Annotated in this window: 11 protein-coding genes; 3 read left to right on the top strand and 8 right to left on the bottom strand. The window is 71.6% G+C overall.

Annotation, left to right across the window (positions count from 1 at the left end; genetic code table 11):
- Positions 1 to 753, top strand: a 753-nt coding sequence (locus ACIQ1J_RS34650) for an IS481 family transposase (RefSeq protein WP_403563254.1), incomplete at its 5' end; no start/stop codon positions are given.
- On the opposite strand, the gene ACIQ1J_RS34645 is transcribed toward ACIQ1J_RS34650, so the two are convergent.
- From ACIQ1J_RS34645 to ACIQ1J_RS34635, 3 genes are all read right to left on the bottom strand, one after another.
- Positions 750 to 1,472, bottom strand: a complete 723-nt coding sequence (locus ACIQ1J_RS34645) for an NADPH-dependent F420 reductase (protein WP_403563257.1) — start codon at positions 1,470 to 1,472, stop codon at positions 750 to 752. The genes ACIQ1J_RS34650 and ACIQ1J_RS34645 overlap by 4 nt on opposite strands.
- Positions 1,473 to 1,556: 84 nt before the next feature.
- The gene (locus ACIQ1J_RS34640; RefSeq protein WP_210960379.1) at positions 1,557 to 1,769 is read right to left on the bottom strand and encodes an EF-hand domain-containing protein; all 213 of its coding nucleotides are present in this window, start codon (positions 1,767 to 1,769) and stop codon (positions 1,557 to 1,559) included.
- A gap of 55 nt (positions 1,770 to 1,824) precedes the next feature.
- Entirely contained in the window at positions 1,825 to 2,739 is a 915-nt protein-coding gene (locus ACIQ1J_RS34635) for a MerR family transcriptional regulator (protein ID WP_210960199.1), read from the bottom strand.
- Between the two features lie 48 nt (positions 2,740 to 2,787).
- Between ACIQ1J_RS34635 and ACIQ1J_RS34630 the strand changes: the two genes are divergently transcribed.
- Positions 2,788 to 3,441, top strand: coding sequence for a GNAT family N-acetyltransferase (locus ACIQ1J_RS34630; RefSeq protein ID WP_403563251.1), 654 nt, complete (start codon positions 2,788 to 2,790; stop codon positions 3,439 to 3,441).
- 172 nt (positions 3,442 to 3,613) lie between these two features.
- On the opposite strand, the gene ACIQ1J_RS34625 is transcribed toward ACIQ1J_RS34630, so the two are convergent.
- The 5 genes from ACIQ1J_RS34625 to ACIQ1J_RS34605 all read right to left on the bottom strand — a co-directional run bounded on the left by ACIQ1J_RS34625 (position 3,614) and on the right by ACIQ1J_RS34605 (position 8,689).
- A complete protein-coding gene (locus ACIQ1J_RS34625; protein WP_403563249.1) occupies positions 3,614 to 4,225 on the bottom strand; it encodes an ADP-ribosyltransferase in 612 nt (203 codons plus the stop codon).
- Positions 4,226 to 4,322: 97 nt separating this feature from the next.
- Positions 4,323 to 4,826 (bottom strand): ATP-binding protein, encoded by a 504-nt coding sequence (locus ACIQ1J_RS34620; RefSeq protein WP_210960196.1) that lies wholly within the window; start codon positions 4,824 to 4,826, stop codon positions 4,323 to 4,325.
- Between the two features lie 287 nt (positions 4,827 to 5,113).
- Positions 5,114 to 5,881 (bottom strand): enoyl-CoA hydratase/isomerase family protein, encoded by a 768-nt coding sequence (locus ACIQ1J_RS34615; RefSeq protein ID WP_210960195.1) that lies wholly within the window; start codon positions 5,879 to 5,881, stop codon positions 5,114 to 5,116.
- A gap of 148 nt (positions 5,882 to 6,029) precedes the next feature.
- Positions 6,030 to 7,295 carry an Ig-like domain-containing protein gene (locus ACIQ1J_RS34610; protein ID WP_403563246.1) on the bottom strand — a complete coding sequence of 422 codons (1,266 nt, stop codon included), beginning with the start codon at positions 7,293 to 7,295 and terminating at the stop codon, positions 6,030 to 6,032.
- 152 nt (positions 7,296 to 7,447) lie between these two features.
- Positions 7,448 to 8,689, bottom strand: a complete 1,242-nt coding sequence (locus ACIQ1J_RS34605) for an Ig-like domain-containing protein (protein ID WP_403563244.1) — start codon at positions 8,687 to 8,689, stop codon at positions 7,448 to 7,450.
- Positions 8,690 to 8,860: 171 nt separating this feature from the next.
- Here ACIQ1J_RS34605 and glgX point away from each other — a divergent pair, with 171 nt between their 5' ends.
- A complete protein-coding gene (gene glgX, locus ACIQ1J_RS34600) occupies positions 8,861 to 11,128 on the top strand; it encodes a glycogen debranching protein GlgX (RefSeq protein ID WP_403563242.1) in 2,268 nt (755 codons plus the stop codon).
- The last annotated feature ends 266 nt before the right edge of the window (positions 11,129 to 11,394 follow it).

Here is an 11,394-nt window from a genome sequence, read left to right as displayed (position 1 = left end):
CGCCGCACCCCGACACGCACCGAACGCCGAATCATCAAGGTCCGCATCCTGCGCCACTGGGGACCGGCCCGCATCGCCCACCTGCTGCACCTGGTGCCCTCGACCGTGCACCGGGTGTTGACCCGCTTCGGCCTGGCCCGCCTCACCCACCTGGACCGGGCCACCGGCCGCGTCATACGCCGCTACGAACGCGAGCGGCCCGGCGAACTGGTGCACGTGGACATCAAGAAGCTCGGCAACATCCCCGACGGCGGCGGACACAAGGTGCTGGGCCGCCAGGCAGGCCGCAAGAACCGCAAGAACGCCGGCTACAGCTACCTGCATACCGCCGTCGACGACCACTCCCGCCTCGCCTACAGCGAGATCCACGCAGACGAGAAGAAGGAGACCGCCACCGGCTTCTGGACCCGGGCCCAGGCATTCTTCACCCAGGCCGGGATCACGGTCGAACGTATCCTGACCGACAACGGCTCCTGCTACCGCTCACGCGACTGGCGCGACCTGCTCACCGCGGCCGGGATCGCCCACAAGCGCACCCGTCCCTACCGGCCGCAGACCAACGGCAAGGTCGAACGCTTCAACCGCACCCTGCTCGACGAATGGGCCTACGCCCGCCCCTACCGCTCGGAGACCGAACGACGCGAAGCGTTCCCCGGCTGGCTGCACACCTACAATCACCACCGCGGACACACCGCGCTGCAGGGCCAACCACCCGCCAGCCGCGTCCCCAACCTCACAGGGCAATACACCTAGCCCTCGAATTCCGCGGGCCGCTCCGGCTCGGCCTCCGCCAGTGCCTTGGTGACGTCCTCGACGCCCGAGCGCAGGCCGTACACCGGGGTGTCGGGCTGCTGACGCCAGGACTCGTCGATGCCGCCGGCGTCTACGGTGTCGAAGCCGAGCTCGTCGATCAGGGACCTGACCTTGGTCTTTGCCGCCTCGTCGTCGCCGGCGACCGGCAGGGCCAGGCGGTCCGGGGCGCCGGCCGGGCGCGGGCGCTCCAGGATGTCCTGGGCGTAGGTGCCGTTGAAGGCCTTGACCACCGGGTGGCCGAGGTGGCGTTCGGTCCAGCGGCTCTCGGTGAGGCCCTCGTCCTCGATGGCCGCGATCCGCCCGTCGCGCTGCCGCGGGTAGTAGTTGTTCGTGTCGACGACCGCCGCGCCGTCGGCGGCGCCGTCGAGGACGCCGGACGGCAGGTCCGGGATCGCCTTCAGCGGGATGGTGACGACCACGACCTCGGCGCCACGCGCCGCCTCCTCGACCGGCACCGGGGTGGCGCCGGTCTCCCCGGCCAGTGCGGTGAGCGTGTGCGGGCCGCGGGAGTTCGCGACCGAGACGTCGTGTCCGAGGGCGGTCAGCCGTCGGGTGAGGTTGCCGCCGATGTTGCCCGCGCCGATGATGCCGATCTTCATGATGCTGACTCGCCTGGCCCTTCGGAGGTCGTGTCGTGCGGAGCCGGCGGCGCCGGTGATCAGCTCCAACCTCGGTCCGTGGCGGGCTATTCCACGGAGAGGCGCCCTCCGGGCGTGACCGGACGGGCGCCCCTCACGGCGTCGTCACTTGTCGAGGTGCGCCCAGAACTCGTCGAACGACAGCAGCTTGTCCCCGTCGAGGTCACGGCCGGCGATGATCGCCTCGGCCACCGACTCGGTGACGTTCCAGTCGCCGCCCTGGGCCAGCGCGGTCTTGAACTCGGCGGCGGTGACGAACCCGTCCCCGTCCGTGTCGATCCGCTCGAACTGCTTGCGTGCTTCCTCGATGTCCGCCACCGATCCGCCCCTCATCTCGTGCATGGGTCGTTCCGACCTTCTGACGCAGGTCAGATTAGCGGCCCGTCCGGGCACCCAGTGCGGCGACCACCCACCCGAACTCCTCCTCGTAGGCGGACGGAGGCTCCACGCCGTTCACGATCGCGGAGAGTTCCCGATAGCGGACGAGGCGGGCATTCGTCACCGACGTGAGGCGATCCCGCACGACGGCCGGGTCGGCGTCGCCGATCAGCGCGCGCAGGATGTCGCCGGCCTGTGGCGAGTGGGGCGGGACGCCCTCCCTCAGCGCGTCGCCCGCGAGCCGCACCAAGCGGCTCACGAACCACAGGGAGGAGCCGGCGGGCACCTCCGGCCCCCGGTCGACCGCGTTGAACTCGATCATCCTGCGCATCGTCGCCCGGAACTCGGGGTCCTGGATCAGCTCGGCCAGCTCCACCCAGGCGTCCACCTGCTCGGGGGTGGGGTCGTCCGGCAGGTCGGCCGCGGCGAAGCGCAGGCGGGTGCGGATGTCGGGGTCCGCGGTGTCGACGCCCTCGAAGACCTCCGCCATGAAGTCCTCGATGATGCGTCGTCGTTCGGCGGCGGACAGTCGCGCCAGTTTGTTCATCAGGGTCATCTCCTCGGCGGTCGAGCCGCGTCGTGCCACGGTCGACAGCACCGCACGGGTCACCCGCAGTGAGCTGATCTGCGCGTCCAGGGCGCTCACGTGCGCCGCCGCGACCTGCGCGACCGTCGTCTCGCCGGACAGGACGCGGCGTACGGCGTCCAGGCCGAGGCCGAGTTCGCGCAGGGTGCGGATCAGCTCCAGGCGGGCGGCGGAGGCGGCGTCGTAGAGCCGGTAGCCGCCTGCGGAGCGGGTCACCGGGGGCAGGGCGCCCTCGTCGGACCAGTAGCGGATGGTGCGCACCGACAGCCGGGTGGTGCGCGCCAGTTCGCCGATGGTCATGAGACCGGTGCCGTCTTCGATCATGTCTGGGAGTGTGGGCCTTCCAGTGGGTGGAGACTCAAGGAGCGCGGTGTGGCGGAGAGCCTGCGGGACATCCTGGACGCGGCGGCGCTGGGCCTCTTCCCGGCGGCGGACGGCGGAACCACCGTGGTGCCGCAGCACGGCGGCCGGGACGCCGGGGTGATCGCGTTCACGGCGCACTCGGTCGTCTTCACGGACGAGGACCCGCGGTGGGTGCGCGAGACGCTGGACGGACTCGGCTGCGACCCCCTCGCCGCCACGATGAACGCGCGGTTCCTGACCACGTTCATGGAGCGCACGGGACGGACGACCGACACGATCGACGTGCTGCTGACCGGCGCTCCGCTTCCGGGCCGCCCCGGGATCGCGCTGACGGAGGTCGCCGACCCCGGGCATCCCCGGGTGGTCTCGGCCCGCCGGCGGCGCGACGACGTGCGGGTGTGGGCGGCGGACGGCGGGGTGCTCGTGCTGGGCCGCGGGGTCGCCGGGCGGCTGGAGGCCGCGGTGGAGGTGACGGAGGGGGTACGGCACCGGGGGCTGGGGCGGCACCTGGTGACGGCGGCGCGGCAGCTGGCCGGGGGTGAGGTGGTGTGGGCCCAGGTGTCGGCGGGGAACGCCCGCAGTCTGCGGGCGTTCCAGGCGGCGGGTTACCGGCCGGTGGGGTCGGAGGCGCTGTTCCTCGGCCCTGAGTCTCTCCGGCCCTGAGTCTCTCCGGCCCTGAGTCTCTCCGGCCCTGAGTCTCTCCGGCCCTGAGCTTCTCCGGCCCTGAGCTTCTCCGGCCCTGAGCTTCTCCGGCCCTGAGTCTCTCCGGCCCTGAGTCTCTCCGGCCCAGGGTCAGAGCCTGCCCCGGGCCAGGGCCTGCCCCGGGCCGGGGCCGTCAGTGCCAGGGCTTGTAGTACGGGTTGCTCTCGCACTCGCTCATGATCTCCGTCTTGGTCTGCCGGTCGACCGGGCAGACGCCGATGACGTACTGCCGCTGGATGCCGCCGGGGAAGGCGACCTCGACCTGGTCGGCCCACTTGTGGGTGTCGCCGATGGTCTTGTTGACGTCGATGCCACCGGGGGCGTCGATGTAGTAGTTGTACCCGGACTTGTACCAGGTCTTGTAGAGGTCGTGGTCGTAGGTCGTCGAGACGTAGGGCGAGGGCTGGTTGACCAGGACGTACTGCTTGACGTCGTACTGGCCGTTCTGGACGTCCCTGGCGTGGAAGCCCTCCTCGAAGACGACCTGCGGGCCCCGGCTGTCGCTGCGGTAGAGGGTGCCGCACGTGGTGCGCCAGACCGGCTCGGGCGTGATGCGGGCGACGTCGACGCCGGAATCGGCGGCGGCCTTGAGCTTGTCGTCGAACTGGGGGCAGGCGGGGGCGGCCTTGGCCGGAGCCATCGCCGGGGCCGCCGCTCCGGGGACGGTGGCGGCCGAGGTGGCGAGGACGGCGGAGAGGGACAGGACGGCGGCGGCGGCCCGTCGCCGCAGGCGTGTGGTGATCATGCGGGTACGATCCCGGCTCGGCTGCGCCGGACCACGGATCCTCACCCGTAGGTGGCGTGTCCGCCGAACGGGGTTGCTTCCAGCGGCAGCTGGGACCTCAGCGGTCCAGGACCCGCAACTCGAACCAGGTGGTCTTGCCGCGCGGCAGCAGATCGACGCCCCACCGGTCGGACAGCTTGTCGACGAGGAAGAGACCGCGCCCGCTGATGTCCGTCTCCTGCACCGGCATCAGACACGGCAGCCCCCGGGAGGGGTCGCGGACCTCGACGCGGATCCAGCCGGGGCGGCGGCGCATGTGGAGGCCGAAGATGCGGGCACCGGTGTGGCGTACCGCGTTGCCCACGAGCTCGGAGACGAGCAGGACGGTGTCCTCCGTGACCTTGGGGCCGAGCTTCCACTGGCGCAGGGCCACGACCTGGGCCAGCCGGCGGGCGGTGGCGGCGGACTCGGGGCGGGACGGTAACGGAACCTCGCGCTCCGTCGGGTTTCCGAACAACTCCAGCGCCTTGAGCGCGCTCTCGTCCTCGACCGCCGGCGACCAGCGCGCCGCGGTCGCCCGTCCGGCTCCCCGCGGCTGTTCCGTACCCTCCAGCCCCGCCATGCCCCCATCATGGCCGCCCCCCGGGGGCTCCGTGGCCGTTCCCGGGGAATACGCCCCTGCCGAGCCCTGGCCCGGCAGGGGTCGATCGGCATATGCCGCGGGCAGTCGGGAGCCGGAAGCGGCCCCACTGACCTGCGCGGACGACTCGACCGGAGACAAGCGGCGGACTCCCTCGACAAGACGCGCTCAATGGTGCGTCAAGGCTGCCACACATCGCCCCATCGAGGGACCCGGAATCAGACACCGCGTCAACTGCGAGTGCCGCAAAACCACTTCATCGAGCGCACTCAGAGAAACTTCGCCTTCCCGGGGCCCTCCTCCACGAAGCTGCGCATCCCCCGCTCGCGGTCCTCGGTGGCGAACAGACCCGCGAACCAGTTCCGCTCGACGGCGAGGCCGGTGTCGATGTCCGTCTCCAGACCCGTGTCGATCGCCTCCTTCGCCGCGCGCAGCGCGATGGCGGGCCCCTTGGCGAGCCGTGCCGCCCAGGCGTGCGCCTGCTCGTAGACCTCGGCGGCCGGCACCACGCGGTCGACCAGGCCGAGTGCCAGCGCCTCGTCGGCCTTCACCTGGCGGCCGGTGAAGATGAGGTCCTTGGCCTTGGAGGGGCCGACCAGCCGGGAGAGCCGCTGGGTGCCGCCCGCGCCGGGGATCAGGCCGAGCAGGATCTCGGGCTGGCCGAGCTTGGCGTTCTCCCCGGCGATGCGGAAGTCGGCGCAGAGCGCGAGTTCGCAGCCGCCGCCGAGGGCGTATCCGGTGACCGCCGCGACCACCGGCTTGGGGATGCGGGCCACGGCCGTGAAGGAGTCCTGCAGGCCGCGGGCGCGCTGGATCATCGCCGCGTGGTCCATCACCTGCATCTCCTTGATGTCCGCGCCCGCCGCGAACACCTTCTCGCCGCCGTAGATCACCACGGCGCGCACGTCATCGCGGCGGGTGGCCTCCTCGGCGAGTTCCTTGAGCCGGTCCTGGGTGGCGACGTCCAGCGCGTTCATGGGCGGGCGGTCCAGGCGCAGCGTGCCAATGCCTTCGGCGACTTCCAGATGTACGGTCATGCTCCGCAGGTTAGCGGGCGTTCACCGCCGCGGGGGTTGCGGGTGTGTGGTCGGCCCACGGCCGGTGGCGGGTTGCTCGCGCCCACGCGGCGGAGCCGCACATCGGAGCAGCCCCGCGCCCCCGCAGGGGCGCGGGCGCATCGCCGGCTTACGCCTTCCACTTCTCCCAGGACATGTTCCAGCCGTTGAGGCCGTTGTCCGGGGCGATGGTCGCGTCGTTGGAGTTCTTCACCACGACCACGTCGCCGATGAGCGAGTTCTCGAAGAACCAGGCGGCCGGCGCCTTCTCGTCCCAGCCGCCGCGCACGTCGCGCAGGCCTATGCAGCCGTGGCTGGAGTTGCGGTTGCCGAAGGCGTCGCCGCCCCAGTAGTTGCCGTGGATGAAGGTGCCGGACGTGGACAGGCGCATGGCGTGCGGGACGTCCTTGATGTCGTACTCGCCGCCGTAGCCGACCGTCTCGCCGTTCATCCGGGTCACGGGGAGCCGCTCGGTGATGACCATCTGGCCGTTCCAGGTCTCGTAGCCGGGAGCGCCGGTGGTGATGGGGATGGTCTTGACGGTCTTGCCGTCCCGCACGACCTTCATCGTGAGCTTCTTGGCGTCGACGACGGAGACCTGGCTGCGGCCGACGGTGAAGGAGACGGTCTTGGCCTGCTCGCCGTAGACCCCGTCGCGGCCCTCGACGCCGTCGAGGTTGAGGTCGACGGTGACCTTGGTGCCGGCCTTCCAGTACTTCTCCGGGCGGAAGTCGAGGCGGTCGTTGCCGAACCAGTGGCCCGCGACCTCGACGGCCGGTTCGGTCTTGACGCGGATGGCCTTCTCGACGTCCTCGGGGTTGGTGATGCCCCGGGTGAAGCGGATCGAGAACGGCATGCCGACGCCGACCTTCGAGCCGTCCTCCGGAGTGAAGGTGCCGATGAAGGTGTTCTTCGGCGTCAGGGTGGTGAAGCGGGAGTCCTCGGCGGCCGTGCGGCCCTCGGAGTCCTTGGCGACCGCGTGCACGGTGTAGGTGGTGGCGGCGGCCAGGTGGGTGGACGGCGTCCAGGTGGCGCCGTCCGCGGATATCTTCCCGTCGACCTTCGCGCCCTCGGCGTCCTTGACCAGGACCTCCGTGAGCCTGCCCTTCGCGGCGGCGACCTTGAGGTCGCCGCTGGTGTCGACGGCCTTGGCCCCGTTCTTCGGGGCGATGCTGACGACGGCCTCGGACTGCTTGCTCTGTGCCGCGGTGGAGTCCTTGGCGTTCTTGCCGCCGTCGTCCCCGGCCCCGGCTCCCGAGCCGGACCCTCCCCCACCGCACGCGGTCAGCGTCAGCAGCACGCCCAGTGCCAGCGCCGGCAGTGTCCTGCCGCGTCCCCTGCCGCCCCGTCCCCGGCCCACCGCCGGCGACGCCCCCGATATCGGACGCACGTTCAACTTGTCTCCCCTCGCCGGGCCTGGTCGGGCCCGCGCCCCGGTGCGCCCGCGCGCACCGGCGCATCGTAACCGCAGGCCAGGGGCGTATGGGACAGAGGAATTGTCACCGTTCCGTACCGAGTTGGCGGCCGGGGGCCGGAATCACGCCGGCGTTACTTCACCGCACTGCCCGCTTTCCACTTCTTCCAGTTCATGTTCCAGCCACCGAGCCCGTTGCCGGGGGCGACCTTCTTGTCCTTGCTGTGGACCACCTCGACGACGTCGCCGATCAGGCTGCGGTCGAAGAACCAGCCCGCCGGGGTGTCGGAACCGCCGCCCTTGACGTCGCGCAGACCCACGCAGCCGTGACTGACGTTGGCCCGGCCGAAGGTGTCCTCCGGTGCCCAGTAATTGCCGTGCAGGAAGGTGCCGGAGCTGGTCAGCCGGATGGCGTGCGGAACGTCGGGGATGTCGTACTCGCCGCCGAAGCCGACCGTGCGGCTGTTCATGCGGGTGACGTCGAGCATCTCGGTGATCACCATCTTGCCGTTGTAGGTGGGGGTCTTCGGCGCCCCCGCCGTGATCGGCACGGTGGTCAGCAGCGTGCCGTCCCGGCGCACCTGCATGGTCCGCTTGGCCGCGTCGACCAGGGAGACCTGACTGCGGCCGACGGTGAAGGAGAACGTCTTGTGCTGGAGTCCGTACACCCCCGGCGCGCCTTCGACGTCCCGCAGGTGCAGGTCGACGGTGACCTCGGTGCCGGGCTTCCAGTAATTCTCGGGGCGGAAGTCGAGGCGGTCCTTGCCGAACCAGTGGGGGCGGACCTCGGTGGCGGGCTTCGCGGTCACCGAGACGGCGCGTTCGACGGCGGCGCGGTCGGTGATCTCCCGGTTGAACTCCAGCGAGACGATCATGCCGGTGCCGACGACCGAGCGGTTCTCGGGAGCGACGTACCCGATGAAGCGCTCCTCGGGGACGTAGGTGGTGAAGGTGGTGTGCCGGGCCGAGCGGCGCCCCTGGCCGTCCAGGGCGACGGCGTCGACCGTGTACTTCGCGGCGAGCGCCAGCCGGTCGGCGTCGGGTTCCCAGCGCAGGCCGTCGTCGGAGATCCGGCCGGGTACCGGGGTCTCCTGCGCGTCCTGCGACTTGACGACCTTCACCGATTCCAGCCGCCCGCCGGGCACCCGCACCGACAGTTTCTTCTCCTCCGGCCGGACGGCCTTGCTGCCGTCGTCCGGGGTGATGCGGATGACGTCCTCGGCTGCGGGGGGTTTGCCGAACACCCCGCCGATGCCGCCGCCGATGGCACCACCGTCCGAGGTGCATCCGGCGGCCCCGGCCAGCAGTCCTGCCCATGTCAGTACGGCGGCCAGAGCGGTCGCCGCGCGCCGTGCGCGCCCATGTACGTGCCTCACATCCACCCGTAACGACCGGTACGCGCTGGGGAAACGTGAGTGCGAGCCATGCGGTGGGCAGAACAGTGGGGAAGGACGACGCGACGGGGAGCAGCGGTCGGGACACCGCGCGCCCTTCTTCCGTCTTCCCGTCTCTGGCACGTCGTTCCACGAGCCGCAGGAGGCTGACAGGTGTCCAGCGCAGCCGAGCAGGAGGCGGTGGCCGGGAAGCAGGCCGCCGAGGACGGGCGCCCCGCCGTCGCGGTGAACGGCGCGCGGCGTGCCGCGCCGCCGCCCGCCGTGCCGGCCTGGCCGGGCACACCGGTGCCGCTGGGAGCCCGGTTCCGGACCGGGCCGGACCAGGTGGCGGGGACGAACTTCGCGCTGTGGGCGGGCGGGGCGGAGGCGGTGGAGCTGTGTCTGTTCGACGGGCCGGGTCCCGGCGGCAGGGAGAGCCGGGTGCGGCTGACCGAGCTGACGCACGAGATCTGGCACGGCTTCGTGCCGGGCGTGGGCCCCGGGCAGCGCTACGGCTTCCGGGTGCACGGCCGGTGGGACCCGTGGACCGGCGCCCGCTGGAATCCGGCGAAGCTGCTGCTCGACCCGTACGCGCGCGCGGTGGACGGTGACTTCGTGCTGCCCGCCGAGGTGTACGGGCACGTCCGCGACTGGCCCCAGCAGCATGTGGCGGACACCGTGCGCGACGACCGCGACTCGGCGCCGTACGTCCCGAAGGGCGTCGTCGTCCACGACGGCGGCCCCGACGACGAGTGGACGTACGACCGGCGGCCGAAGACGCCGTGGGCGGACTCGGTCATCTACGAACTGCACGTGCGCGGCTTCACCAAGCTGCACCCCGGCATCCCCGAGGAGCTGCGCGGCACCTACGCGGGGCTGGCGCACCCCGCGGCGATCGAGCACCTGACGCGGCTGGGCGTGACGGCGGTGGAGCTGCTGCCGGTGCACCAGTTCGCGCACGAGGGCCATCTCCTCGACCGCGGCCTGAAGAACTACTGGGGCTACAACTCGATCGGCTACTTCGCCCCCCACGCGGCCTACGCGGCCTCCGGCACCACCGGTCAGCAGGTCGGCGAGTTCAAGCGGATGGTGCGCGCGCTGCACGAGGCGGGCATCGAGGTCATCCTCGACGTGGTCTACAACCACACGGCGGAGGCGGGCGAGCTGGGCCCGATGCTGTCCCTCAAGGGCATCGACAACCGCGGCTACTACCGCCTCCAGCCGGACGCCCGCCGGTACGCCGACTACACCGGCTGCGGCAACACCCTGCACGTCGTCCAGCCGCACGTCCTGCGCCTGATCACCGACTCGCTGCGCTACTGGGTGACGGAGATGGGCGTGGACGGCTTCCGCTTCGACCTGGCGGCGGCGCTGGCCCGCTCGATGCACGACGTCGACATGCTCTCCCCGTTCCTCGCGGTGATCGCGCAGGACCCGGTGCTGCGGCGGGTGAAGCTGATCGCCGAGCCGTGGGACGTGGGCTCCGGCGGCTACCAGGTGGGCGCGTTCCCGCCCCTGTGGACGGAGTGGAACGACCGCTATCGCAACGCCGTGCGGGACTTCTGGCGGCACGCGCTGCCGGACGTGCGGGAGATGGGCTACCGCCTGTCGGGCTCCAGCGACCTGTACGCGTGGGGCGGGCGGCGGCCGTACGCGTCGGTCAACTTCGTCACCGCGCACGACGGCTTCACGCTGCGGGACCTGGTGTCGTACGAGCGCAAGCACAACGAGGCCAACGGCGAGGGCAACCGCGACGGCACCGACGACAACCGGTCCTGGAACTGCGGCGCGGAGGGAGAGACGGACGACGAGGACGTACGGGCGCTCCGGCGCCGCCAGCTGCGCAACCTGCTGACCACGCTGCTGCTGTCGACCGGCGTGCCGATGCTGGTCGCGGGCGACGAGCTGGGCCGGACCCAGGGCGGCAGCAACAACGCCTACTGCCAGGACAACGAGATCAGCTGGGTCGACTGGAGCCTGCTGGACGACCCGGAGTGGCGGCCTCTGTTCGAGCTGACCTCCCGGCTGGTCGCGCTGCGCCACCAACACCCGGTGCTGCGCCGCCGGGCGTTCTTCTCCGGCCGGGCGCACTCCGCGGACGGCCTGCGCGACCTGGCCTGGTTCACCGCCCGGGGCACCGAGATGACGGAGCGGGACTGGTACGCGCCCGCCGCCACCCTCGGCATGTACCTCTCCGGGCGGGACATCCCGGGCCGCGACGAGCGCGGCGACCCGATCGTCGACGACAGTTTCCTGGCCGTCCTGCACGCGGGCGACCGGCCGGTCTCCTTCGTACTGCCGGGCCCGCCCTGGGCGGAGCGGTACGAGGTGATCGTCGACACCGGCCGGGAGCGGCAGGCGGAGGCACCGGGCGGGACGCATCCGGCGGGGGCGGGGATCACGGTGCCGGCGCGGACGGTGCTGCTGCTGAAGGTGGGGTGAGTCCCCGCCCCCGCCCCGTCCCGTTCCCGCCCCGCCCCCGGATGACGACGGCGGCGGGCCGGTTCAGCCGAGGATGCCCCGGTCGTAGCCCACCGCCACCGCCGCCGCGCGGTCGTTGACGCCGAGTGACTTCGATGACGGGCATGGCACCAGCGTCCCGGGGTGCGCGGGTCCGGCACATCGGCCGTCGCGCTCGAAGGCGCATCAGCCGATCGGTCGATGCACCCGTACGACCCCCGGTGAGCTCGAAAACTCGGTGGGCAGTG

The sequence above is a fragment of the Streptomyces sp. NPDC097107 genome, from assembly GCF_044762405.1.
Lineage (GTDB): Bacteria > Actinomycetota > Actinomycetes > Streptomycetales > Streptomycetaceae > Streptomyces > Streptomyces thinghirensis.
This window is presented reverse-complemented; position numbering and strand designations above follow the sequence as displayed.

Bases quoted from the DNA above. Each gene is read 5' to 3' on its own strand.
- ACIQ1J_RS34620 (WP_210960196.1), bottom strand. From the start codon at position 4,826: ATGGCGGGGCTGGAGGGTACGGAACAGCCGCGGGGAGCCGGACGGGCG.
- ACIQ1J_RS34615 (WP_210960195.1), bottom strand. From the start codon at position 5,881: ATGACCGTACATCTGGAAGTCGCCGAAGGCATTGGCACGCTGCGCCTG.
- ACIQ1J_RS34635 (WP_210960199.1), bottom strand. From the start codon at position 2,739: ATGATCGAAGACGGCACCGGTCTCATGACCATCGGCGAACTGGCGCGC.
- ACIQ1J_RS34625 (WP_403563249.1), bottom strand. From the start codon at position 4,225: ATGATCACCACACGCCTGCGGCGACGGGCCGCCGCCGCCGTCCTGTCC.